This is a genomic window from Clostridium sp. X (genome assembly GCF_055755365.1).
In genome coordinates, this window is the sequence record NZ_JBVTKX010000002.1 from 26,268 (window position 1) to 51,521 (window position 25,254).

Annotated in this window: 24 protein-coding genes and 3 pseudogenes; all 27 read left to right on the forward strand. The window is 31.4% G+C overall.

The features are described from left to right. Positions 1-789 (forward strand): Flp pilus assembly protein CpaB, encoded by a 789-nt coding sequence (gene cpaB / locus ACX0KU_RS15785; RefSeq protein WP_472992536.1) that lies wholly within the window; start codon positions 1-3, stop codon positions 787-789. Further along, positions 790-1,593 (forward strand): ParA family protein, encoded by an 804-nt coding sequence (locus ACX0KU_RS15790; protein WP_472992537.1) that lies wholly within the window; start codon positions 790-792, stop codon positions 1,591-1,593. It abuts the gene before it with no gap. Then, on the forward strand, positions 1,593-2,951 hold the full coding sequence (locus tag ACX0KU_RS15795) for an ATPase, T2SS/T4P/T4SS family (RefSeq protein ID WP_472992538.1): 1,359 nt from the start codon (positions 1,593-1,595) through the stop codon (positions 2,949-2,951). Before ACX0KU_RS15790 ends, ACX0KU_RS15795 begins: the two co-directional genes overlap by 1 nt. Beyond that, positions 2,938-3,867, forward strand: coding sequence for a type II secretion system F family protein (locus ACX0KU_RS15800; RefSeq protein ID WP_472992539.1), 930 nt, complete (start codon positions 2,938-2,940; stop codon positions 3,865-3,867). Before ACX0KU_RS15795 ends, ACX0KU_RS15800 begins: the two co-directional genes overlap by 14 nt. 121 nt (positions 3,868-3,988) lie before the next feature. Beyond that, positions 3,989-4,141 (forward strand): integrase, encoded by a 153-nt coding sequence (locus ACX0KU_RS15805; RefSeq protein ID WP_472992540.1) that lies wholly within the window; start codon positions 3,989-3,991, stop codon positions 4,139-4,141. Between the two features lie 143 nt (positions 4,142-4,284). Then, positions 4,285-4,520, forward strand: a pseudogene (locus ACX0KU_RS15810) (single-stranded DNA-binding protein). Then, complete coding sequence (locus tag ACX0KU_RS15815) at positions 4,517-5,026, forward strand: DUF6933 domain-containing protein (protein ID WP_472992541.1); 510 nt, start codon at positions 4,517-4,519, stop codon at positions 5,024-5,026. Before ACX0KU_RS15810 ends, ACX0KU_RS15815 begins: the two are co-directional and overlap by 4 nt. Before the next feature lie 28 nt (positions 5,027-5,054). Continuing rightward, complete coding sequence (locus ACX0KU_RS15820) at positions 5,055-6,026, forward strand: hypothetical protein (protein WP_472992542.1); 972 nt, start codon at positions 5,055-5,057, stop codon at positions 6,024-6,026. Next, complete coding sequence (locus ACX0KU_RS15825; protein ID WP_472992543.1) at positions 6,023-7,051, forward strand: hypothetical protein; 1,029 nt, start codon at positions 6,023-6,025, stop codon at positions 7,049-7,051. Before ACX0KU_RS15820 ends, ACX0KU_RS15825 begins: the two co-directional genes overlap by 4 nt. A 20-nt stretch (positions 7,052-7,071) precedes the next feature. Beyond that, entirely contained in the window at positions 7,072-7,281 is a 210-nt protein-coding gene (locus ACX0KU_RS15830) for a hypothetical protein (RefSeq protein ID WP_472992544.1), read from the forward strand. Between the two features lie 316 nt (positions 7,282-7,597). Further along, on the forward strand, positions 7,598-8,047 hold the full coding sequence (locus ACX0KU_RS15835) for a hypothetical protein (protein ID WP_472992545.1): 450 nt from the start codon (positions 7,598-7,600) through the stop codon (positions 8,045-8,047). 31 nt (positions 8,048-8,078) lie between these two features. Further along, the gene (locus ACX0KU_RS15840; RefSeq protein WP_472992546.1) at positions 8,079-10,343 is read left to right on the forward strand and encodes a nitrilase-related carbon-nitrogen hydrolase; all 2,265 of its coding nucleotides are present in this window, start codon (positions 8,079-8,081) and stop codon (positions 10,341-10,343) included. A gap of 592 nt (positions 10,344-10,935) precedes the next feature. After that, a complete protein-coding gene (locus tag ACX0KU_RS15845) occupies positions 10,936-11,808 on the forward strand; it encodes a secretion protein F (protein WP_472992547.1) in 873 nt (290 codons plus the stop codon). A gap of 11 nt (positions 11,809-11,819) precedes the next feature. Further along, positions 11,820-12,227, forward strand: a complete 408-nt coding sequence (locus tag ACX0KU_RS15850) for a DUF4320 family protein (RefSeq protein WP_472992548.1) — start codon at positions 11,820-11,822, stop codon at positions 12,225-12,227. Beyond that, on the forward strand, positions 12,218-12,772 hold the full coding sequence (locus ACX0KU_RS15855) for a hypothetical protein (RefSeq protein WP_472992549.1): 555 nt from the start codon (positions 12,218-12,220) through the stop codon (positions 12,770-12,772). Before ACX0KU_RS15850 ends, ACX0KU_RS15855 begins: the two co-directional genes overlap by 10 nt. 105 nt (positions 12,773-12,877) lie before the next feature. Then, a complete protein-coding gene (locus ACX0KU_RS15860) occupies positions 12,878-13,369 on the forward strand; it encodes a DUF6550 family protein (RefSeq protein WP_472992550.1) in 492 nt (163 codons plus the stop codon). Between the two features lie 68 nt (positions 13,370-13,437). Next, positions 13,438-15,165 carry a DUF8193 domain-containing protein gene (locus ACX0KU_RS15865; RefSeq protein WP_472992551.1) on the forward strand — a complete coding sequence of 576 codons (1,728 nt, stop codon included), beginning with the start codon at positions 13,438-13,440 and terminating at the stop codon, positions 15,163-15,165. Positions 15,166-15,179: 14 nt separating this feature from the next. Further along, a complete protein-coding gene (locus ACX0KU_RS15870; protein ID WP_472992552.1) occupies positions 15,180-15,554 on the forward strand; it encodes a DUF3846 domain-containing protein in 375 nt (124 codons plus the stop codon). A gap of 10 nt (positions 15,555-15,564) precedes the next feature. Next, positions 15,565-16,233 (forward strand): hypothetical protein, encoded by a 669-nt coding sequence (locus ACX0KU_RS15875; RefSeq protein WP_472992553.1) that lies wholly within the window; start codon positions 15,565-15,567, stop codon positions 16,231-16,233. Between the two features lie 21 nt (positions 16,234-16,254). Next, positions 16,255-17,088 (forward strand): annotated as a pseudogene (locus ACX0KU_RS15880) (VirB4 family type IV secretion system protein); the annotation flags it as partial. Positions 17,089-17,859: 771 nt separating this feature from the next. After that, complete coding sequence (gene ltrA / locus ACX0KU_RS15885) at positions 17,860-19,695, forward strand: group II intron reverse transcriptase/maturase (RefSeq protein WP_472992554.1); 1,836 nt, start codon at positions 17,860-17,862, stop codon at positions 19,693-19,695. Positions 19,696-19,800: 105 nt separating this feature from the next. Next, positions 19,801-20,796 (forward strand): annotated as a pseudogene (locus tag ACX0KU_RS15890) (VirB4 family type IV secretion system protein); the annotation flags it as partial. 60 nt (positions 20,797-20,856) lie between these two features. Next, a complete protein-coding gene (locus ACX0KU_RS15895; protein WP_472992555.1) occupies positions 20,857-21,009 on the forward strand; it encodes a hypothetical protein in 153 nt (50 codons plus the stop codon). Positions 21,010-21,013: 4 nt separating this feature from the next. Continuing rightward, positions 21,014-21,844 (forward strand): S1 family peptidase, encoded by an 831-nt coding sequence (locus tag ACX0KU_RS15900; protein WP_472992556.1) that lies wholly within the window; start codon positions 21,014-21,016, stop codon positions 21,842-21,844. Between the two features lie 184 nt (positions 21,845-22,028). Then, the gene (locus tag ACX0KU_RS15905; protein ID WP_472992558.1) at positions 22,029-23,048 is read left to right on the forward strand and encodes an AbiH family protein; all 1,020 of its coding nucleotides are present in this window, start codon (positions 22,029-22,031) and stop codon (positions 23,046-23,048) included. Positions 23,049-23,214: 166 nt separating this feature from the next. After that, the gene (locus ACX0KU_RS15910) at positions 23,215-24,186 is read left to right on the forward strand and encodes a hypothetical protein (protein WP_472992559.1); all 972 of its coding nucleotides are present in this window, start codon (positions 23,215-23,217) and stop codon (positions 24,184-24,186) included. A gap of 237 nt (positions 24,187-24,423) precedes the next feature. Continuing rightward, positions 24,424-25,254: a C39 family peptidase gene (locus ACX0KU_RS15915; RefSeq protein ID WP_472992560.1), complete on the forward strand. Its 831-nt coding sequence runs from the start codon at positions 24,424-24,426 to the stop codon at positions 25,252-25,254.

The window sequence follows — 25,254 nt, forward strand, 5'->3', positions numbered from 1 at the left end:
ATGAAAAAATTATTTAAAAATAGAACAGTACTAGGACTTACAGCAATTGTGTTATCTATTATAATTTGTTTCGGAGTTACACCACTTTTCAATAAAGCATTACAGTCTAAAATATCGGTTGTAAGAATTATTAAGGATATTAAAGTAGGAGAGGAAATTACATCAGATAAGATTCAAGTTGTAGAAATAGGTGGGTATAACTTACCAAATACAGTTCTTAAGAATAAGGAAAATGTAGTAGGTAAATATGCAACAGTAGCTTTGCTTAAAGATGACTATGTTCTAAATACTAAAGTATCAGAAAATCCGCTTGCAGATAATATGTATTTGCAAGGGTTAAATGGTAATAAACAAGCTATTTCAATTTCTATTAAAAGTTTTGCAGCAGGACTTTCAGGAAAGCTTGAAACAGGTGATATTATTTCAATTATTTCAGCTGATTTTGGAGAGCTAAGAGAGACTATTATACCTAAGGAACTTCAATATGTAAAAGTTTTAGCTGTTACCACAGATAAAGGATCAGATAAGCAATATTTAGATAATAAAAAGGATGATAAAGAAAAAGAGCTACCATCTACAGTTACTCTTTTAGCAAATAGGACTCAAGCAAAACTATTAGCAGAACTAGAGGAGAAGAGCAAAATACATGTGGCTCTTGTTTATCGAGGGAATGAAGAAATAGCAGAAAAATTTATAAAAGAGCAAGAAAAAATTATTAAAGATTCAAGTATAAACAATATTGCTGATATTAGAGTTAATACTACACAACAAGTTCAGGGAGGAATGTAAATGGAAAGTAATCAAGTTCTTGCTGTATGGGGAAATCCTAACTCTGGTAAAACAATTACAAGCATTAAGATTGCAAGAGAATTAGCATTAAAAAAGAAAAATGTAATCATTGTAATGTGTGATACATTGTGTCCTCAATCCATGTTAGTTTTACCTAGTGCTAAGTCAGAAAAGAAATCTCTAGGAAGTTTATTATCATCTCCTAATATTAGTCAAGAGGATATTTTATCTAAGTGTATTACTTTGAGGAAAAATAAGTATATAAGTATTCTAGGATATGAGCAAGGAGAAAATATATTTACATATGCACAGTATTCAAAGGAAAGGGCAGTAGATTTATTAATACTGCTCAGACATTTAGCAGATTATGTGATTGTAGATTGCTCTAGTGTTTTTACTTCTGATATTTTATCAACAGTTGCACTTGAAATGGCAGATAAAGTTATAAGACTTACAAATGGAAATTTAAAAACGATATCCTATTTTGATGCATATTTACCCTTATTAGCTGATAGAAGATTTAATGTAGATGGCCATATTAAAGTTTTATCTGATGTTAAGAATAATGAACCAAAAGAACAGATTAAGGAAAAATATTATGGTATAAATTATGAGTTGCCACACCTTGAAGAAATGTCAGAGCAATTTTTATGTGGTGAACTTTTTGAAGAGCTAAAATCAAAAGGAAAGGAAGAATACAATGCAGCGATTAGGGAATTAATTACTTTAGTTTTTGATGAAAACTTTGAAGATAAAAAGAGTTCAGGGAGAGCTTTATCATGGTTTAGGGGAGGCAAGAAGTGATGAATAATGCTAGTCTGTTTTTAAATTCAGGACAACACATTAAAGAATTTCCTGATATACTACAAGAGGTACAAGAATATATTTCAAATAAATATTCAACATTAATAGCCCACAATTCAGACAAACAAAAGGAACAGATTAAATCATATATATCTAAATATCTTATGGATTATTCACTAGGAGTTAACGGTTTATCCTTTGATGAACTTGTAGAAAAGTTGTATTCAGAGATGGCTGAGTTCTCTTTTATTACAAAATATCTTTTTAGAAAAGATGTAGAAGAAATAAATATTAATCAGTGGAGAGATATTAAAGTTACTTATACAAATGGAGAAATATTATCTACAGAAGAAAAGTTTAATTCTCCAGAACATGCCATTGATGTAATTAGGAGATTGCTTCATAAATCGGGTATGATACTTGATAATTCACAACCTGTAGTAAGAGGACATTTATCTAATAAGATAAGAATTACTGTGTTTGGTAGTGGAGTAATAGACTCTGATAAAGGGATTGCAGTTTCTATTCGTATTGTTAATCCTCAAAAGCTTTCAAGAGAGGAGTTTATAAATAATGGAACAGGCACAGCAGAGATGCTTGATTTTCTAAGTATTTGTCTAAGATATGGTTTAAGTATGTGTGCTACAGGAGCTACATCATCAGGGAAAACAACATTGATGAGTTGGTTACTTTCAACAATTCCTAACGATAAACGCATTTTTACCATAGAAAATGGTACAAGGGAATTTGATCTTGTAAAGAAAGATGAAAAAGGAAATATTATAAATAGTGTAGTTCATACAGTTACAAGGTATAGCGAGGATAAAAGGCATAATATTGACCAAGAGAAACTACTTGAAAGTGCTTTAACATCTAATCCAGATTATATATGTGTAGCAGAGATGAAAGGTGATGAATCTTTTTCAGCTCAAGAAGCAGCAAGGACAGGACATGCAGTTATTACAACTACCCATGCAAATTCATGTGAAGCAACATATTTTCGTATGGTTACTTTATGTAAGATGAAATATGATATTAATGATGATACCTTATATTCATTGGTAACAGAAGCTTTTCCTATAGTATTTTTTTCAAAGAAGTTAGAGGATAATTCAAGAAAGATTATGGAGATTACAGAGTGTGAAATACTGCCAGATGGTAAAAGGCAAATTCGCACTCTTTTTCGTTATAACATCAAAGAAAATAGAGTGGTAGATGGAAAGTTAAAAATAATCGGTAATTATGAAAGGGTTAATAACATTTCAAAGAGTTTACAAAAAAGACTTCTTGAAAATGGGATGCCTTTAAATATCCTTGATAGTTTACTGAAAGAAGGTGACAGCAGTGACATTGCTTAAGGTAATAGCATTTTTAGGCTTAGTGGCAGGATGTTTTATACTTTTTTCTATTAATCCATTAGAAGTTTCAGAGGCTATTTCAAAAATATTTATAAATAAAGAAAAAACACTAAAATCAAAAATTATAGAAGTTACCAAGAAGAAAAAGCAAAAAGGAGTAAAGCTATTAATAGAAGAAATAAAGAATATTTTAGAAGCTACAAATAAAAGAGAGAAATTTGCAGTCCTCTGTGTATTATCTTTTGCCTTATTTATATTAGGTATGATAGTAGCTATATCCATGAATAATTTTTTCTTAATACCAATACTTGCAGGAGGTTTCGCATTACTTCCATTTTGGTATATTAAGTTTACAGCTACTTTCTATAGGAAACAGTTGAATTCAGAGCTTGAAACAGCATTATCAGTAATAACAACATCTTATTTGAGAAGTGAAAGCATAATTACAGCAATTGATGAGAACATAACTTATATCAACCCACCAGTAGCTGATGTCTTTAAAAGCTTTCTTACACAAACTAAGCTAATAAATTCTAATATTAAAATGGCTTTAGAAAATCTAAAATCTAAGATTGATAATGATGTGTTTAGAGAATGGGTTGATGGAGTTATTGCTTGCCAAGAAGATAAAAATTTAAAAAGTACTTTAACACCAATAGTTATAAAGCTTTCAGATATGAGAATTGTGAGTTCAGAGCTTGATTATCTTTTATATGAACCAATGAAAGAGTTCATTACCATGACAATACTTCTTATAGGAAATATACCACTAATGTACTTTTTAAATAAGTCATGGTATGAAACTTTAATGTTTACAACTATAGGCAAAGCAATATTAGCTATATGTATTTTGGTAATATTTATATCATTGGCAGCGGTAATTAAATTAATTAAGCCTGTGGAGTATAAAAGGTGATGATTTGAAAAACTCAACAGTAAAATAGAAAATTTGCAAAAATAAAATAAAAAAGATGACACTGTAAAAGCATAATGCTTTATCAAAAGATGCAGAAAAGAAAGCAGCGGGCCAAAGAATTATGGATATGACAGCTTTACTAAAGGAACAATCTACACTTATTGATGAATGTGATGAGCAGTTGATAAGGAGATTAATTGGAAAGATATCAATTTATGAGGAAAGGTTTACGGTCGAATTTAAATCTGGAATAGAGATAGATATGGAAATGTAAAAAAACAATGAGTATAGTGCCCTTTAGATTTTTAGAAGCCTAAGGGGTGCTTTACTATTCTTACAGATTGTGTATGAATGGTTTGACTTCAAAAGATTGGAAGATATATAATGTTGTTATTATGATTGTTAAGGAGAGTTAACATGATTGATGTAAATGAGTTACTGGAGATAGAAATTAAAGAAGCAGAGAACATTATAAATGATGAAATATTTTTGTGAAAGATTTATTTAAAGGCTATTTGTGGAATAGGATGCCACAAAACGATAGACTATTACTTGGAACGCTGTTTTTAAATAATATAAACAAAACAAATGATAAGATTAAAGCCATAGAAAAAACTTCTTCCGGGCAACAGAAGTATAAGGTGATGTTATGATTATTGAATGTACAAAAAAGCTTATAGATACAATGAAAATAAAATTAAAGTCATATGATGCTACAAATGCAGATCCCTTTTTTGAGTGGCACGCCAACTTATTTATGTTTGTTAGAAGAAAAGGAGTTCTTCTTATGAACAATAAGACTAGGTATTGTATTGTGCTATATGGTGTAAGAATGGAACATTTTAAAAGGTTTGATAAAGTTGTGATTGATTCAATTAGAGGAACCTTTTTAGCTGAGGGATTCGGCGAGGATTTAGTAGATAAGTATATTGCTAAATGCGGAAATATAGATTATACAAAAACGCATGACCGCAGTGTTTTAGGGCAAATGCAGGATTTTGATATCAGTATATCGTGGAAGTTAGAAGAGTATTTACCCAGTGAAAATATTAACCTTATTGAACTTAACAAATGGGTTAATAATACTTTGATGTGTGGTTCTTTGGATTATTCTTATCCAATAGATTTAATAAGAGAAGAATTGGAGTGCTTAGATTAATTTGGGTTGAAAGTAAGGGGGTATGTAGATGATTGATAAAGCTATTCAGATTGAGGATTTGGCCGTATTAAAGGAAGGGTTTAAGGAGTTTTTAAATACTAATTACAAGCATTTATCTTATAAACATATAATTTGCAGTGAGGCTTTTTATATCTTTAGATACGATTTTGGAATAGAACCAATTGAAGTGCTGGCTAGTGAAGACGGCATTGAAAGATATAGGACAAAGTTGATAGAACACTTTTCAGATAGGGGAAGGAAAAATCCTAAATCAGATTCTTATACATATTGCCGCAATATCAAGTTATTAAAAGAATATGTTATTGGAAATACTGTAAGTTTAAGCACTGGGAAAGGGGAAAAGGAAGTAGCGTTAAGAATACTTAGAAAAAATAAAAGTAGAGTAGAGATACCAAAACCAAGTGAGGGTGAAGTAATAAAGTATCTTGGACAATGGGATAACCTAGAAAACTATAAATTTCAAGAAAAAGCATTAGATAAATTATTCTTTGTAACATATCCTTCTAATGTTTTAATGGAAGATGTTCTTGTAAAAGTTTCTACGCTAAATGATTTTTACAGCACTAATATTTTTGCAGCATATAAGGTGGCTAAACACATTCTATCATTAGATATTGATGAAAGACTAGACAATGGGGATATAACTCTTGTAGGTGATATTGCAAAAATTGAAATGGATAATGGGAATATAAAGAATTTCTATTCCTTTGCTACAAAATACTGTAGCCATCACAAGCCGCTTTACTTTCCTATTTATGATAGCTTTGTTGATACCCTGCTCAAGTATTTTAGGGATACGGATAACTTTTATGAATTCAACAATGAGGATTTAAAAGACTACGTAATATTTAAAAAGATATTAATTGAATTTCGAAGATATTATGGATTGGAGCGATTCAACTTAAAGGAAATAGATAAGTATTTGTGGTTGCTAGGAAAAGAAAGGTTTCCGAAGAATTATGGGAAGGTGAAGTTATGAAGATTGAGATGGGGGAATCCCTTATATTATCTTGGCTTAAACACATTAAGAATTGTCAGCTCATACAGTTGAATTGGACAGTTTCTCCTGAATGGTCCTTTCAAAATAAGGATATTATTGCAGAGTTGATGAATAAAACAAACGACTTGTTTTCATCAAAATATGGTTACGATATATTTAAGAACAACTCCCTTGAACAGTTGATTTCACAAAGTGAGGCTGATGCTGTAGGAATATCATTTGATGAGAATGGTGCCCATATTTATGCTGCAGATATTGCTTTTCACGAAGGTGGACTTAACTATGGCTCAAGAGAGGAAACAGTTTCACGAGTTGTAAAAAAGTGTATCAGAACTGCCATGTGTATTTTAGGGTGTTTTAATATACCTTATGGTGATATTGTTTTTGCTTCACCAAAAATAAACCCTGCTGTTTATAATGACCTTATGGCGACAGTAGATGATATTAATGGAGTATTGCAAAATATGGGGCTTGAATATGATGTACACATTTTGGCTAATGAAAACTTTAATAATGAAATATTGTTACCCGTGACACAGGTTGCAAATAATGTTTCAGATACTTCAGAACTATTTATGCGTGGATTGCAGTTATTTAACCTGTTTGATAAAAGGCAAGTTAAACCTATTTCAATACCAAAAGAGCCTAAAATAAGACAAGAAAAAATAGCACAAAGTTCTGATGATATTATTTCAGGCTACGAAACTTTAAAGGTGGCTGAAATCGCAAGAACTGCTTTACCACCAATTTTAGAAAGTGGGCAAATCCCCATAGAAATTATTGATTTAATGCAAACTAAAGAATACTCAAAAGAAAACTTTGATTTGCAATATCCACTATTAGCAAAGAAATCACATCATACTACTCGTCCAGTTAGATATATGGCAAAGCCAATCCTAAATATTTATGGAGAGGAATATTATCTTTGCTCTGAGTGGTTTGAAAAACCTGGGGTAAATAACGATAGACCATATTTGCTTAGATGGATAAAGGACAATAAATAGGAATTTAACGGAGGTTATAAATGCGAAAAGTTTATTTTTATACAACAGAAGTAAATAGTTGCATTGGTGCGTTCGCTACAGAAGCTGAGGTTATACCCGCTGGTACTACAATCTACTCTATGAGCATAAAAGATAAAAATGAAGAATATCAAAGATATGCAAATGATTTCGACATTCATTTCATTTTTGATGATGATATTCCTGCTTTGTCATTTTATACTGTGCCTTAGGTGGATATTCTAGCAAGGGATAGCGAAGGAGGTTTTATTGGAACAGTTAGTCAACGATCCGATTTGGAAAGTGATGCACCTATATGTTGTATTAATAACCACCAGCAATGCTTTCTGATTGCTAAAACGGGGAGGGAATTTCTAAAAATAGTGAATTCATGGAAGCGGCATCTTGAACCATATAGAGATATCGTTTTTTACCGTTCGAAATCCGAAGCTGAAAAAGAACTTGAATTTATTGAGTTCTAAAAATGAGAATGACAGAAAATTAAAGATTGAACAAATTCCAATTTGTAATTAAGCGAGGAGGGATTGTATGGATATACAGAAAATAAAAATCATGTCTAATAACATTTGCTATGGTCCAGAACCTTCCCCCATCGATGAAGTAGAGCAACATTTAACTATATCATCCACAGAGCGAGCATGGTTTACAGGTTATAACTATGCTGGTGGTTTTGGGAAATATGAAATCTGTAGAAAACAACAATTTAGTATTGGAAAGATAATTGCTAATGAAATATTAAATCTATTTTCTCGATACTGTGAAAGCGGACAGCTACTTTGCTATGCAACAGATATAGGTAGCTGGGAAATGCAAGTTAAGGATACAGATAATAAAAAATATATCTTTAAAGGCTCACTTTGTGGTGAAGTATCTGTTGGAAATACAGATTTAACGGATTATATAAGGAAACATATCCCAATTGATAACTTATTTGTATTTAGTGGTGAGGTATTGAATGATGATGGGAGTTATGAATAGCAAATTAGAAGAATGAAATGGAGAGGTAAAAATGGCGAAAATCAATTGGATGGATATTACAAGGGAAGATGTCATAAAAGCAATTGAAAATTTCCATGCTGAGAATCCAGAGTATCCAAGCCCCAAGTCCACATTTCTTATATATAATGGCAAGAAGCTACCTGCTAAGCATATTCGTGGAATGGCATATAAAGTGGCATATGGAAAAGAAATCAGCAAGAATGATTTCGGCGGCGGCAAGGAGACGATGCGATTTTTTGAAAGACTAGGATTTGCAATGTTTTATACAGGTATATCAGAGTATGTAGACCCAAAAACAGTTATAAAGCAAAAACAATTGGACCAGAAAGCTGAAAAGAAGGTTGAAACAGTACAATCAAAGCTACCTAGGGCTGAAAAACAGTTATTAGCCGATAGAATTAAAATTCCATCAAAAGCTGTCATAGAGCAAAAAAATGCATTACAGCTACTACTTAATAAAGTATTCAATGGAGACATCGTATGTGAAAAAACATTTCCTTGGTTGAAGACACCAGATTTAATCGAAGGAGAATATAAAAAACTGTACAAATTGCTATCCAACTATAGAGGTGATAAAGCATTTGCAAAGAGGAATGTTAAATTAAGATGTGACTTCGTTTGTGAAGGTGAAAAATTGATTGTTGAGTATGATGAAAGGCAGCATTTTTCAGAGGCAAGAAAAGTATCATTGTTGGCTTATCCGGATATATCAGTATACTTTGATAAACAACTATGGATACAGGCATGTAATGATATAAATGCAAAAGATGGACAGCCGGTCAATCGAGATGAAATAAGAGCTTATTATGATAGTGTAAGAGATATTGAAGCCAGCAAGCATGGTTATAAATTAGTTAGAATAATGCATGGACAGATAGATTTTGAAACCGCAGGAGCAGAAGAGAGTTTGAAAAAGCTATTGAATATAAAATCAGAAGTTGTTGAAAATACTAAGATGCAGAAGAATGAAGGTTTGAAAGTAGGGTTATATCTGCAGACTGATGAACTCAAAAACGAAGTAGATTTTGCAAATACTATTGAAATTGTGAAGGAATCTGATTTCGATATTTTTGTTTTACCAGAGTTTTGTTATTGCTCTTTCTACTCTTTATTAATAAATGCAGATATATGTATTGAAGAAGATGTAAATAATATTTTTAAAGCTTGTCTTGATTTTAGTGAAGAAATCGGAAAAGCTGTCATTGTAAGCAGTGAAGATAAGTATGGCACCATTTTTAGTGTTTTTGCTAATGGTTTTGCAAATGAAACTGAAACGGCTACGGCTTTGTATATTAAGCATACTATGACTACGTATTCTGCATTTGAATTAGAAGATTATTGTGAACTTTCCAAGTCAATGTTTGAACCTATCTTATATAAAGGATATAGTATAGGAATGACTATCTGTTATGACTGTAATCATTCATTGTTTAGTAGGATGTATGGATTGAAAAATGTTGATGTTATTATTAACAGCACCAGTGGTAATGTTGTTTATGACAAGTGGTATAAATATAATAAAGTCAGAGCAATAGAAAATGGTTGCTATAACTTTGTTACAATGGGTGGTGATGGAACAGCCGAAAATCCACATTCTTATGTATATGGGTTTAATCCAAATGGCAAAGAACTAAAACCGTTCAATATTATAAAGGAAACCACTGAGTTAAATTCACCAGGAGGCATATATGTTTATGATACATCATTGGATGATGGCTATGCAGCTCAAGATAATAGCCATAACCAATCAAAAACTCCTAATAAGAATTATCAGCTAGAGATACCAGTTGGTGGTATTGATGAGATCTTGATCCAATCAAAAAGAGTGGATGATGGAATATATGTTTATAAAGTTAAGGGTAAAAATGTTGTATTTTGCTTAGTTGAAGGAAATGATATTCTAAAACCGGAAAAAGTTCTTCACTTATTATATGCTAAGGAACTAAAGAAAATCAGCAATAAGAGGTATATTATTGTGAACAAACACAAGCATATTGAAGATAAATTTTTTGGGAATAGGCTATCAGTGGTATTAAAGGTTCGTTCTATGGAGAACTTTTGTGCAGTTATTTTAGAATCAGATAATATCAATGAGTGTTACCAATGTGGAAAAAATCGTACTGCACAGGTTTTGCAATCTGAAAATGGGAAATTTGGCATAGATTTAGATAGAACCACTGGGCCAGAAGCTATATGGAAAAACAAAGATGGTATGAAAGCAGGTTGGCGTGAAAACGCTGAGTGGCTTATTTATGAGATGGGCAAGGAATTGTAAAATAGTCTTCTTTGATAAATAAGTAATAAAAAGTTAACTTATTCCCGCAAACGTCAAAACCTACAAAAGAGCTATCGACATATTCCCACGAACGGGTATAAGTAAAAAAGGCAGATTTTATACACTAAACATAGCTTGGGCATCAATTCAAGCCTTTTGAGCTATCCAGTACAGGGAAATATATCAATATAGGTGTGTAGTTTTTAGAGATAATCAATACAATTTAGGGATATTAAAATAAATAATAATATTAAAAACTCGCTAAATTGTATCAAAATTATAGCTCTTAGACTAAAAGGCTCAATAGATTTAGCTAGAATTTTTATGCTTTGGCTAAGTTGGATCAAAGTGATGAATGGGGAAGCTCATTATAAGTAAAAATACTACGAGTATTGGGCTTCACATTATTCATATATATATATTTCAGAAGAGTATATTAGAAGTCCTAACACTAAAAATCATAGTTTTAATAGTCATACAATAAAAACTATTTAAAGAATAAAATCATACTTAAAATAGTTAAAAAGCATTTTAGAATATAAATTCATATTCTAAAGTGCTTTTTATTTTTACAAAAAGAAAGGAGAACTTTATGCTACTAATATTACTTACTTTTATATGCTTACTCTCATTCGGAACTTATATGATATTAGCAGATTATTTTAAATTACCAAGTTATAAGGCTTCCAAAGCAGTTTTAAGTATAAATAAAAGACAAAAGAAAAAAGTGAAAAATCTTGATGTATTCATTTTAGAACTTTCAACCAAGGTTTCTAAGTATATCAACATCAATGATTATAAAAAGAGAAAGATGATAGCTAGTTTAAAGTCAGCAGAAATTAATTTATCACCAGAAACTTATATAGCAAGAGCTTATATTAAAGCAGGAATGGTACTTTTAAGTATTATCCCTGCTTTAATTATTTTTCCTATGATAAGTCCAGTAATTTTGTTTTTATCTATTGCGGTTTATTTTAAAGAATTAAAAAGTGCTGATGAAGCAGTAAAAAATCAACGGGAGGAAATTGAATATGAGCTTCCAAGGTTTTTAGCTACACTTACCCAAGAGTTAAAGGCAAGTAGAGATGTTCTTTCAATATTAGAAACTTATAAGCAAAATGCAGGGAAGAGTATGAAAAGAGAACTAGAAATAACTGTAGCAGATATGAAATCAGGAAGCTATGAAGCAGCGCTTACAAGATTTGAAACAAGGCTTGGAAGCTCAACTCTATCAGAAGTTGTAAGAGGATTAATTAGTGTGCTTCGAGGAGATGATGGAAGAGTGTATTTTCAGATGTTATCCCATGATTTAAAACAGTTAGAGCTTCAAAGACTTAAAGGAATAGCATCAAGACAGCCTTCTAAAATCCGCAAATATTCCTTTGCAATGCTGATATGTTTCGTCTTAATGTATCTTGGAGTAATGGCAGTAGAAATTGTTAAGTCACTTGGAAATATGTTCTAGGAGGTGGAAATGTGAAAAAACTTCTTAAATGCAAACGTGGAGAAGGGTATATTGATACTGTTGTTATTGTTATAGCTACAATGCTTGTGATTGCTTTTGCAGTAAAGGTGTTTCCCGTATTTATTGCTAAAAATCAGCTTAATAACTATGCTAATGAAATTATTAGAGCTGCCGAAATTTCAGGAAAAGTAGATACAGAAATAAATTTAAAGGCAGAAGAATTAAAAAAGCAAACAGGAATAAATCCTAGTATTTTATGGAAAGCCAATTATATAAGTGGAACAAATAAGGTGCAGATTAGTGATGAAATAACAGTAACAGTATCAAGTACAGTAGATATAGGATTTTTCACCTTTGGTTCTTTTCCTATTGAACTTAATGCAAGGGCAACAGGAAGGAGCGAAGTATATTGGAAATAAAAGCTTTAAAAGGGTTATTGAAAGAAAAAAGAGGAAATGCAATGCCACTTGCCTGTGCTATAGTTATGTCACTGATAATTATATTTAGTGCAGTCTCTGAATACATGAGACTTCAAATAATTGCAAAGGGAGTTAGAGATGCACTTCAAACTTCTATCATAGCTGTTGCAACTGAAAATTATGATGATGTATATAACGGACTTAGAGAGGGGTACAGTGGAGGATATACATTATCTCCTTTAAATAGGTGGGAAAGCAGGATTGATACAGGAGATGTATATAATTATCTTGATAATCTTCTTGGATTAGAAAAAGATGGAGCATATCATATTAAGCTTATAGGAAAGGAAGTAGAGTATAAGCTTTCGAAACTTAAAGTAAATATCGTGAACGATCCCTTAGCACCATCAAATACTGATAATCTACAAAAATTCCAATCAGAAGCATATATTCATCTGGAAGTACCTTTATCATTTGGATGGGACAAGCTACCACCACTTGAAATAGATTTAAAGGTTAAGGCAGGCTACACACAAAAGTTTTAATACCAATAACATAAAAAATATCTAGACATTTCAAAGAAAATATGTTTATTTTTTAACAAGAGTAGAAAAACACGTTGAATTCTAAAAATAAGGGAGGTAATTTTCATGAAAAAGCTTAGTTTTAAGTCAAAGAAAAATATTTTAGCATCAGTTCTTGTGGTTTTAGTTATAGCTTTCGGAACTATATTAGTAGCTTCTATTACTAAAGAGCATAATGTAAAAGATGCAGAAACTTTGGTAAAGTATAATGAGGCTGTATCTATAAATAAAGAGGATTCAAAAACGGAAAAAGCTAATGAAGATGAAAAATTAAATTCAAACACTGTAACTCTAAAGAAAGAGGATAAGTTTGTTAAACCTGAACCACCAAAAGAAAAACCAAAGACTAGTGATGATGCAACAAATAAAAATAAAGTTCCAACATATCCTGAAAAGGAAGTAAAACCTCAAATTGAAACACCAAAAATGGGAAATGTAAATAGTAAAGGACAGATGAATTTCCACGGATTCGGGGAAGTTGAAGATAGTGGTGCAAATAAGGGTCAAAATGTAAGTTCAAATGGAGATATAAATAAACAAATTGGGACAATGGATTAGGAGTAAGAAAAATAGATTTTAAGAGTATGGCAAAAGCCATACTCTTAAAATCGTTTTGGAGGTATTTTATGAAAAAGATGACAGTGTTTTTACTCTGTTTAGTGCTAATAGGTGTTGTTATTCCGAAAAATGCTTTTGCTACAGGAAATGGAAATTTTGATGGTGGAGGAGGTGGAATGGGAAACGGGACTAGTCAAAACTTTTGGAATACAGGTAATGATGGTATAAGAGTAACCGTTATAAGAAGCAGTGATAAAGTACCTGTTACTACGCCTATTGATTTCTCAAATAAAAATCAACCATCTACCATTGGTCATTTTGGCAAGAAGAGTAAACTTCAATATATAAATGGCACTGGATTAGTTCCAAGAATGAATGGTTATGTGTACTATAAGCCATCAAAACCAATGCCAAGGATAATAGGTTCAAGTAGTTATACTATAAACATTGAAGACACTAAAAAATACTTTTGTTCAGAATATGCAATAAGGTTAATTGCAGATATTACAGGAATGAAATATGAAAGTCTTATAAGTGGTGATTATAAATTACTTATAGAGCCTATAGCATATATGACTTTTCAAGGTATTTATATAGCTATGACTGCCCATGAAGCAGCTTTATATGACGAAAAATTAGGAGGGGGCCTACGAAGCAAGATGGTAAGTTTATCACATAAAAATTTACCCCTTGCTTTATTTTTGCAAACTTCTGATTTAGGTTTACCAGCATGGACAGGATCTAATAATCAAAAGGTATCAAATGCACAGATAAAAGCTTATTTAGGAGTTGGAATTGTTCGTTTTAGTGAAGCAGATAAAGGAGTTGTTATAGATACTAGCTACTATGAGTATAGATGTGATACTGATGTTATAACTTCAATAACAGTAAGTACACAAAAAAGACGTACACCAGATACCCCTGTATCTGTAACTTTTAGAGTGAATGGGCAAAATTACACTGTTAAAAACATTTATATTCCAGAAGATGAATCACAGAAAGTTTGGTTTAAATGGCATACTCCATCAACACCGCAAGCACTTAACATTGATGTAAGTGTAACTGGAGCATCAGCAAACAGAACAGCCATTACAGCAAAAATTGTTGATTTAAAAGAAAATACACCACCTAATCCAACAGCTAATGATAAAAATAATGATTTTAAAATTCCAAGCATTCCAAGTAAATCTCAAAAGACTTCTGTAATGTGGGGAGAATGGGATTGTTATTGGGAAGCTAAGTGGGAATGGAAGGCAGATTGGAGTTGGACTAGTAATGGAAGTGGAGGAGGATATTGGGTTGATAATGGGCAGTGGGTAGATAGAGGAGATTGGAAGTATAAGTGGATAAATTATAATGCAAAGCTTTCAGCTAATATTAATGTTCATCCTGATAGTAAAGTTCCTACAGCTTTATCTAAAACAATAAAATCTGGATATGGTGTAAATGTAGATGTATCAACAAATTTAAGTACTAATGCACCAAGTTCATCAATAACAGGTGCTCAAAATGTAATATCATATTACCCAGAATTTAATTATCAAAACTACAATAGAGTATTAAAGAAAATATCATCAGGATATGCTTCAAGCTTTAAGCTTAAAAATAATAAATACTCAACTTATAATCAAAGAGCACATTTTACACCTATATGGTACCCTGATGGAAGATACAATGTGTATTCACAAGTTATTGACACATGGACACCTGATGGAATGCTATCAATAAATTTAAATGACTATGTAAATATACAAGGTAGTCTATATGATGATTGGCATATAGCACCAAAAAATTAAGGAGATGAATTAACATGAGAATATTAATAGTTGAACCACAAAAAATGCCTTTTGAAGCAGTGATAAACAAGGAATTAGAATCAATGCAAAAGATAGTTGGAGGATTAATTCAAGCTGTAGATTTAGATGAAAATACAAGTCTCGTTTGTAATGAAGAGGGAAAATTAATAGGATTAGAAGGTAATAGGCGTGTTGGCAGAGATATAATTGCTGGCACGTTTTTTCTTTGTGGATTTAATGAGGAAGGTCAATTTACTTCCTTAAATGATGAACAGATAAAAAAGTACTCAAAAAGATTTAGAGAACCAGAACAATATGGGTTTTACGATGTAAAGGAAGTAGAAACAATAGAAATCATGCCTTGGGATGAAGAAGAATTTGAACTTTAGGAGGTAGAACATGAAACCTATTATACCAATTATTATGATTATAGTTTGCTTAATTGGAGGAGCTGTAGTTTTTTTAAAAAAAGATAAGAAAAAATCTAGAGAAACTTTAAACAAAGATGAGCAGACAGCTAATGACTTTGTAAATGTAAAAGATATTAAAGATCGTTTCCTTTATACAAGGGACGGCCAAATTATTATGTATATCAAAGTTAATCCCATAAGTATTGATTTGTTTTCAGAAAGAGAAAAGAAACAACTAAACAAAACACTTACAGCAGAGCTTTCCAGTGAGCAGAAGCCTTTTAAATTTCTTGCAGTTTCAAGACCAGTGGATATTTCTCCACTTATCAATGAATATACTCAAATAATTGCCAGTACATCAGACCAAAAGCAAAAGGATTTATTAAGAAATGAAATGATGGTAATGAGCAATTATGCTTTATCAGGAGACGTAGTTGAAAGACAGTTTTATATCATGCTGTGGGAGAAACATGAAGAAGGAGTAGAAAGAGATTTATCTAAAAGGTGCTATGAATTTATATCAAAGTTTGAAAGTGGGAGTATACGCTGTGAAATATTGAAAGAGCAAGAAATAGTAAGGCTGTGTAACCTAATAAATAATCCTGCTTATTCAAATATTGAAGATACAGAATTTGAAGCAACAATACCTATTTTATAAAATTAGATGAGGAGAAAACACATGAAAAGAAAACAACAAAATGAAGCAATGCCAATTAATAATGCATTATTAAATATTATTACCCCAATGGGTTTAGAGATTAAAAGAAACAGTCTTGTTATTGGAGAAAATACGGGGAAAGTTTATGGAATAGTAAAATATCCTCAGAAAGTTGATTATGGTTGGCTTTCTAAAATAACAAATATACCGAGTACCATTGTCAGTATATCATTTACACCAATTGATAATGGTGCTTTTGTTGAGAATTTATCACGAAGTGTTATTCAAAATCGTGGAGCTGCTGAAAGTGCAAAAGATCCTTTAGCACAAAAAAGAGCAGAAAGGGCTGCCTTAGATGGTGAAAAAATAATGGTTCAGATAGATCAAAATGGTGAAACTGTAGGATTACTTGGAATAACTATTATGCCAATAGCTAAGGATGAAGAGACTTTTAATAAAGTTTGCAGAAAGACAGAAAGTACTTGTGCAATGAGTAAATGTAAACCTAGAACCCTTGCAAATTTACAAGAGCAGGCTTTTAAAACACTCTCACCATTTTATACAAATGATGAGAACATAGAACAAATACTATCAAGAATTATACCACTATCCACCTTTGTTGGTGGATTTCCTTTTTCATCAAGTGGATATAATGATGGGACAGGATACTACTTTGGACGTGATACTAGTGGAGGTTTAATTGTTCTTGATACTTGGAAAAGAGGCAATGATAGAACTAATACCAACATGGTTATTATGGGTGTTGCGGGTGTTGGTAAAAGTACAGCAGTAAAACATATAGCTCTTGCTGAATATATGAAAGGTACTAAAATAATTTTTGTAGATCCAGAGAGAGGTACGACACGTTGCTATCTGAAAAGGATAGCCTAAGATATAAAGTATAATTTTTTTTAGTCTTAGAACTGAAATTGCAAGTAGTCAAATGATAGAGTAACGTCTTGAAGGGCTACCCTTAAGTCTCCGAAGTGCAGTGAAATGTGTAAGAATTCTAACTGTACTAAGTTCGGTGAAGGCGGCTGAGAGTTGTCGTAGTGCTAAATAATTAGTAACCGAAAGCTGTTCAGAGGTGAATGGTGCAACCCATAGGCCGGAGGTCTATAAAATACCTATGATTAGAATGTATTAATAAACTCACGAATAGAGTTTATACTGACAAATTTCCGAATGTACGGGTCTATACGGGGAGTATATCGAAAGGTATACGGACACATATAAGTGTTGTTACTGTGGGTGAGTAAAACTCTCGTTTATGAAAACCCATATAATGTTATAGGCATTATCAAGGTAACAGGCTCATAGGAAAAGTCTAAGGGTATATGTGAAAGATAGCAATTTCGGAACGTGGTAAGCTGATAACGTGGAGGACTTACAGCCTGTGAAGCGGTTCTAAGGAAAGTAACTATGATATTAGTAGTTGTATAACTTAGGTTTATATCAGCGAAAGTGGTGGCACAGTACTAATGAAACCATGATAACAAGTGGTGAAGGGATAGCCACTAGTCATAAGGAAGGTTGATTTTATTACCATAAGTTTGAATTGTGGGTTCGAGTAAGACTAAAAGATGTAATTCACTCTCTTAAAACGAGAGGGGTGCAGACCACAATATGAAAGTAAACAAACTAAGATTTAATGAGTATTACGACTTACAAAAAGAATTTGATAGGTTATACTCATCAAGCAAGAATGGTGATAATTTTTATAAGTTAATTGAAATAATAGGTTCAGAACAGAATATAAGATTGGCTTACAGAAATCTCAAGACCAATAAAGGAAGTAAAACTCCTGGCACAGATGGTTTAACAATTAAGAATATAAGCGAGTTACCTACAATTGATGTGATTAACGAAGTTAGAAAAAGAATATATAACTACAAGCCAAAGTCGGTAAGGAGAGTTTTAATACCTAAGCCTGGTAGTGATAAAATGAGGCCTTTAGGGATTCCGACAATTTGGGATAGAGTAGTGCAACAATGTATATTGCAAGTATTGGAGCCTATTTGTGAAGCCAAATTTCACAATCATAGTTATGGATTTAGACCTAATAGAAGTACACATCATGCAGTAAGTAGAATGGTTAGCTTAATTAACATGGGTAAGCAACATTATTGTGTTGATATAGATATTAAAGGATTCTTTGACAATGTTAATCATTCCAAATTGTTAAAACAAATGTGGACTTTAGGTATCAGAGATAAAAGACTTTTAAGTATTATTACCAAGTTACTGAAAGCTGAAATTGAAGGAGAAGGAATTCCAAACAAAGGAACTCCACAGGGGGGAATAATAAGCCCACTATTATCCAATATAGTGCTAAACGAACTAGATTGGTGGGTTAGTAATCAATGGGAAACCTATAAACCCAATAATTATAAAAACCTTGGAGCTTTCAGACAATATGCTAGAAAACACACCGATTTAAAGGGTGGGTTCATAGTTAGGTACGCCGACGACTTTAAAATAATGTGTAGAACATATGAAGAAGCACAAAGATTTTATCATGCTGTCAATGATTTTATTAGTAACAGGCTAAACCTTGAAATAAATACTGATAAATCAGGAATTGTAAATCTTAAGAAAAACTCAACAGATTTCCTAGGATTTAGAGTTAGGATAGTGAAACAAGGTAAATCAAAGTTTGGATATGTTGCACAAACTCATATAAGCAATAAGGCTATTCAAAAAATAAAAAGTAACTTGCGTAATAAGATTAAAGGTATACAGAAAAGCCAAAATAAAGATACTGTTCTGAAATATAATCTAATGGTTATAGGTATTCATAATTACTATAAAATAGCTACCAATGTATATAACAACTTAGATGATGTGAATTATATTATTTCTAAGTCTATTAATAACCGATTTAAGAATAATGCCACCATAGTTAAACTTAGTGATATTGCCGAAGGTGTTAAAAGGTTTATGACAGGTATTACTAATGAGAGAAAGCTAGTTAAAATATTTGAAATTCCACTAATTCCGTTGTGTGCGGTCAAGCACCAAAGTCCTATGAATTTTTCACAAAGTATATGTAACTTTACAGATAAGGGCAGGAGTATTATTCATGAAAGCCTTAAATGCATACCTAGAGATGTTCTTTATCAAGTAATGAATACTAAACTATATAATAGAAGTATTGAATACCAGGATAATAGAATATCTAAATATGTAGCACAATATGGTAAATGTTATATAACTGGAAAAATAATAGAACTTGATAGAGTACATTGTCATCATATTATTCCTGTTAAACTTGGAGGAAATGATAAGTACTGTAATCTCGTGATTGTGGATAGTAAGATACATAGATTAATCCATAGCACAAACATTAGTAAAGCTATAAATCAAACAATATTACTAGAACTAGACAGCAATCAAATATCTAAGTTAAATAAACTAAGGGAGCAAGTCGGGAATATAGCTTATAACAAACTCAACTTATAAAATCAACTGAATATGATGGAACGCCGGATGAAGTGAAAGTTTCATGTCCGGTGTGAATGGGGGGAAAACTTAGAGATAATTTCAAAGAGTTACCTATCCATATAGTATAAGGAATTATGTGAAGCTCTTGGTGGAGATTGGATAAATGCAGGTGGTGGAAGTAACGGAAGAATAAATCCACTACAAATAAGGCCCACTCCTATAGATGATGATGACGAAGTTTATAAAGATGAAGGCTTTGGTATGGGAGATATGGCAATTTATATTAAGAATTTAGAAATATTTTTCAACTTGTATCTTCCATCACTTACAGATAGAGAAAGAGCTATATTAAAAGACTGCATTATTGATTTGTATAATAACTTTAATATAACTTGGGATACTGATATTACAAAATTGAATAATGAAGATTTCCCTATATTTTCTGATTTATATAAGTTAGTAAATAAAAAAGCAAAGGCAAAAGAAAAAATACGTAAAGAAAGTGAACAGAATATATTCGCTGATCTTGTTTTATTACTTAAAGATATTGCTAGTGGAAGTGATTCCTTTTTATGGAATGGTAAAAGCTCTATTAACACCAATACTAGATGTATATGTTTAGATACACATGACTTACAAAATACTAGTGATAATATTAAAAGAACTCAATACTTTAATATTCTTACATGGTGCTGGCAGCAAATGAGCAAGGATAGAAATGAGAGAGTTTTACTTATATGTGATGAAGCTTATTTAATGATTGATCCTAGTGTGCCGCAAAGTTTAGTATTCTTAAGAAATGTAGAAAAAAGAGCAAGAAAGTATGAGGCAGGAGTGGCTATAATAAGTCATTCAGTTGTTGATTTTCTTGATCCGCAAATAAAGATGTATGGACAAGCCCTTTTGGATATACCGTGCTTTAAAATAATAATGGGTACCGATGGCAGGAATCTTCATGAAACAAAGGAACTTTATAACCTAACAGATGCAGAAGAAGAGCTACTTGCAAGTAAAAAGAGAGGAAATGCTTTAGTAATGATAGGATCAAAGAGACTTCATGTAGTTTTTGAAATACCTGAATATAAGTTTCAGTACATGGGGAAAGCAGGAGGAAGGTAAAAGAATTTGGAAAAATTTATAACTGTACATGCTGAATTGTGGGAAATGGTGGTATAATTAATGGAGGATTATGTATATAATGGGAAGTTGAAATTAATATCATTTAAATATTTTATGACCAATATTGTAAGATTAATAGTTGGACTAAATCTTGAAAAATGCCTAAATAGATATATTTTAAGAAATATAATTTTAAAAGAGAATGGAGGATAATAATATGAATTTATCAATTTCTGAACAATTAACATATTCAACGGTTAGAATTGAATGTCAATATGCTGATGGAAATTCTGGAACTGGGACAGGATTCTTTTTTAGACTATTAGAAAATAAAGAAACTGGTACCAACATACCAGTTGTAATTACGAATAAACATGTAATTAATGGAGCAATTAAAGGAAGGCTATTATTTACTAAAGCTAAAAGTAACAATGAACCTAATGATAGGGAACATTTTAATGCATATTTTGATGACTTCGAGTCATGGTGGAGAAAGCATCCAGATCCACAGGTTGATTTATGTGCGATGCCAATTGCGCCATTTCTAATTGAAGCTGAAAAAAGAAATGAGAAACTTTTTTTCATTCCACTTGATATGTCATTACTTCCAACACAAGAGCAACTTGACCAAATATCTGCACTCGAAGAAATACTTATGATAGGATATCCAAATGGTATTTGGGATAGCGCCAATAATAAACCGATATTTCGAAAAGGTGTTACTGCTACTAATCCTAACTTAGATTACAATGGAAAAAAGGAATTTATGATTGACGCAGCATGTTTTCCAGGATCAAGTGGTTCACCAGTCTTTATTTTCAATGAAGGTGGTTATAGGGATAAAAAAGGAAATACATATCTGGGTGCAAACAGAGTAATATTAATGGGGGTATTGTACGCTGGACCTCAACATACAACTACAGGTGAGATTAGGATAATAGATGTTCCAACTTCACAAAGACCTATTGCTGTTTCTACTATTCCAAACAATCTCGGATTAGTTATAAAATCAGATAGAATAACAGAATTAGAGAAACTTTTTAAATGATGATTTTAGAAGGTAACATCGGCTAACAAAAAATTTCTGTTCAGCTTGATTTGAAAAGACAGCCAAGAACACCTACGAAGCTAAGAAAAAGAGATTTCTAAGTTTCTCAGCATCGGAAATTAGAGAGGTTAGGGCATATCATTAATTAGTTTTATTGGCTAACTTATGAATAGAGGTGATTTAATTGAAATTGAATATTATTGGCAATGGTTTTGATTTATATCATGGTTTACCAAGTAGTTATTATTACTTTGGATGCTATCTTATAAAGAATGACCCGGAATTTTATGAAGAAGTTGGTAAGATGTATAACTTTAAGTATATGAAACCAATTGGTTCTCCAATTGAGCATGACTATGAGTATGTAATTGAAGATATATTTTGGAGAGATTTTGAGAGGAGTTTAGGGGAAGTAAATGAATTTTTTGTTGTTGATACACATGAAGATGATTTGGGTTTAGAATACAATGATCCAGTAGATATTGAAATGGATGAAGATAAAATTGCTGAAAGATTAAAACAATACTTTGTGCATTGGGTTAGAGATACATTGGATAAGAATGAAAATTATGATATTATTACAAATTCGATGAAAGAAATAGATAATAGAATAGTGTTTAATGATGAGGACTATTTTTTAGAATTTAATTATACTCATACATTACAACAATTATATAAAATTTCTAATGACAATATTTATTATGTACATGGTGAATGTTTAGGTAAAGATGATGATGAATTAATCATTGGTCACGGTAATTATGATAGAATTAATGAAATCAAGGAGTTAATTAAGAAGTTTGATGAAGAATACGATTTCACACAAAGAAGTAGTAATAAGATTAATGAATACAATTGCTTATTAAGATATATTGAAAGGCTAAGAAAAGATGTCAACCGGAATATGGCAGGGTGTGATATGTTTTATAGTAGAATAGGTAACAATGTAGATTCTATTAGTGTCTATGGCTTGTCTTTTGGAGAGGTAGATATTCCTTATCTCAAACAAATTCGGCAAAGGTGGCCTAAGGCTAGGTGGAAGTTTTCTTATTATTCTTCAAAGGATGAAATACAAATTGCTGATCTAGCAACTAAATTGTTGAATTTGAATAAAGATAAATACGATATTTTTCATTTTTCCAATTTGCTATCTAATAAAATTAGAGAGGAAATCGTAAAAGTGCAGAATATTGTTAGTTATTAGATCATATAATTGTGCTTTTTTTCATTAATACCATCGCATAATAAATTTTACCGTTTGTAGCGTACATTTCTTTATTGGGAGCAAGTGTCTCCTATGAAGAAATGCTTATAGATTTCAGTTAGAGAGGTAGGAGTTATAAATGATAAGATTATTGAGGGAGGGTTTTATGAAATTTATTATTCCAATAGAGAATCTATTTGTTGAAGGGTTTGTAAATTTAGAAGATATTTGGTTTTTACCTCCATTTTTATATGATGAAGAAGAGTTGCCATTTAATGTGGCTGATATAGGAGAGGAGATAGTTGAGCAAGCTTATAATATTTTAAACAATTGTGATTATGAATATAAAGAAAATTATCAAAAATACTCAATTGCCATATTGGAGTATCCATTCACAGAAGAAGAATTTAGGAATAATGTACCGATAAATGATTTTTATATCCTAGAAAAGGTATGTTATAAAGTTGATAGGGCACTTGATCAAATTAGATTGAGTAAGTGCAATTTTTTAAATAAAGATATGTTACCAGGCATTGCTGGAATTATTGGGAAATATCAGCGTGGAATTGTAGTTAATATGGAAAATAATTATTCTAGAGAGGTGTTGGGCAAAGTATATGGTATCTATAGTTTGCCAGGTATTGGATTAGAAATTGATGGTTACGATATCGAATGCGATGAAGTATATAAGAAGCTATTTAGAAAGGAAAGAAATGATCCAGTTTTTTCAAAATGTCGAAATGCAATTACAAGAATAAATGAAGCATATTATTTTAATAATCTAAATACAAGTTTTGTTTATCTTATGAGTACATTAGAAATGCTAGCAAGTGATAATTATATGCAATTTAAGAAAGTCAAAACTAATATAGTTGCATTTATTGCTACAAGTAAATCTGATTATCACAAAAAATGCGAAAAATTAAAAGTTATATCGGAAGAGATAAGGACAGAAATAGTACATAATGGTAAAAGTTTATATGATATTGTGGATAACAATTTTGAAATAAACAAATTATTAGGATTTCTTGTTGATACAATAGTAAACTATTGTGAGAACGTTATAAGTCTAGAGGTTTGTAATGAAAATGATCTTGTTAAAGAAAGAGATATAAGAATTCTTGGATTCTCAACTTAAACTCATTTTTATATAATAACACAATTTGCTTCGAATTAAACTTTTAATTAGTAAATCAAATCAGATTAAGATAAGTGTTAATCAAATTTTATAATATATTTATTTTAACAGAACGGTATACAAATTTATTATAATTTCAATTTCACACTATCCATATAATCTAACATTCAGCAAAGCACCTGAAGTTTGATCAGGTGCTATTTTTTTACCCAATAACCAGATAAGGAGGCTGATACCATGGCACTTGATCCAAAATCAGTAGCCACCATTGCTAAAATAGCAATCCAAGCTGCAAAAGATGATGAAATTAGAAACAAAATAATATTTATTTCACTAGCACCGATTATTTCGGTGCTTTTAATTTTGGCTTTTATAGTATATATCCTTACAAATCCTTTTGAATCTATAAGATACAATTTTAAAGGAAATGAATTAACTAAGATTGAAAGCATTGTAAGTCAGTATAGCTATGAACAGTTAATAAATCCAAATGATAGAAGCTATAGAGAAAGTAGTGGACTAGACTTTTCAGGTATATCGTTTAAAGATGGATCTACAGAAGTAGTTTATTATAATCAAGCTGACGCAAGGTGGAAAGACAAGCCTTATGGAAGAACTGGAACTATAGGAAGAAGTGGTTGTGGCCCTACAGCTCTTTCAATTGCTGTTTCGAGTCTTACAGATAAAAAAGTTGATCCAGTTCAGATGAGCAAATGGGCTTATGAAAATGGATACTATTCTGAAGGTGTTGGTTCTTACCATACTCTAATCCCAAATGGAGCTAAATATTTTGGACTTAAAGTAGAGGGTTGCACAGCAAATGAGCCACAAAGGATAGTTGATGCACTTGCTAAAGGTAAACTTGTAATTGCTATTATGGCAAAAGGAAACTTCACAAATGCAGGACACTTTATAGTTCTTAGAGGAGTAACAGCAGACAAAAGAATACTTGTTGCAGACCCAGTAAGTAGAAATAGGAGTGAAAAAGAATGGAATTTATCAATTATATTAAATGAAGCGAATAAAGGTGCTGACGCAGGAGGACCATTTTGGATAATAGAAAAATAA

Bases quoted from the DNA above. Each gene is read 5' to 3' on its own strand.
- ACX0KU_RS15845 (WP_472992547.1), top strand. From the start codon at position 10,936: ATGCTACTAATATTACTTACTTTTATATGCTTACTCTCATTCGGAACT.
- ACX0KU_RS15900 (WP_472992556.1), top strand. From the start codon at position 21,014: ATGAATTTATCAATTTCTGAACAATTAACATATTCAACGGTTAGAATT.
- ACX0KU_RS15860 (WP_472992550.1), top strand. From the start codon at position 12,878: ATGAAAAAGCTTAGTTTTAAGTCAAAGAAAAATATTTTAGCATCAGTT.
- ACX0KU_RS15910 (WP_472992559.1), top strand. From the start codon at position 23,215: ATGAAATTTATTATTCCAATAGAGAATCTATTTGTTGAAGGGTTTGTA.
- cpaB (WP_472992536.1), top strand. From the start codon at position 1: ATGAAAAAATTATTTAAAAATAGAACAGTACTAGGACTTACAGCAATT.
- ACX0KU_RS15825 (WP_472992543.1), top strand. From the start codon at position 6,023: ATGAAGATTGAGATGGGGGAATCCCTTATATTATCTTGGCTTAAACAC.
- ACX0KU_RS15915 (WP_472992560.1), top strand. From the start codon at position 24,424: ATGGCACTTGATCCAAAATCAGTAGCCACCATTGCTAAAATAGCAATC.
- ACX0KU_RS15895 (WP_472992555.1), top strand. From the start codon at position 20,857: ATGGAGGATTATGTATATAATGGGAAGTTGAAATTAATATCATTTAAA.
- ACX0KU_RS15840 (WP_472992546.1), top strand. From the start codon at position 8,079: ATGGCGAAAATCAATTGGATGGATATTACAAGGGAAGATGTCATAAAA.
- ACX0KU_RS15835 (WP_472992545.1), top strand. From the start codon at position 7,598: ATGGATATACAGAAAATAAAAATCATGTCTAATAACATTTGCTATGGT.
- ACX0KU_RS15815 (WP_472992541.1), top strand. From the start codon at position 4,517: ATGATTATTGAATGTACAAAAAAGCTTATAGATACAATGAAAATAAAA.
- ACX0KU_RS15795 (WP_472992538.1), top strand. From the start codon at position 1,593: ATGAATAATGCTAGTCTGTTTTTAAATTCAGGACAACACATTAAAGAA.
- ACX0KU_RS15875 (WP_472992553.1), top strand. From the start codon at position 15,565: ATGAAACCTATTATACCAATTATTATGATTATAGTTTGCTTAATTGGA.
- ACX0KU_RS15870 (WP_472992552.1), top strand. From the start codon at position 15,180: ATGAGAATATTAATAGTTGAACCACAAAAAATGCCTTTTGAAGCAGTG.
- ACX0KU_RS15830 (WP_472992544.1), top strand. From the start codon at position 7,072: ATGCGAAAAGTTTATTTTTATACAACAGAAGTAAATAGTTGCATTGGT.
- ACX0KU_RS15805 (WP_472992540.1), top strand. From the start codon at position 3,989: ATGGATATGACAGCTTTACTAAAGGAACAATCTACACTTATTGATGAA.
- ACX0KU_RS15790 (WP_472992537.1), top strand. From the start codon at position 790: ATGGAAAGTAATCAAGTTCTTGCTGTATGGGGAAATCCTAACTCTGGT.
- ltrA (WP_472992554.1), top strand. From the start codon at position 17,860: ATGAAAGTAAACAAACTAAGATTTAATGAGTATTACGACTTACAAAAA.
- ACX0KU_RS15820 (WP_472992542.1), top strand. From the start codon at position 5,055: ATGATTGATAAAGCTATTCAGATTGAGGATTTGGCCGTATTAAAGGAA.
- ACX0KU_RS15865 (WP_472992551.1), top strand. From the start codon at position 13,438: ATGAAAAAGATGACAGTGTTTTTACTCTGTTTAGTGCTAATAGGTGTT.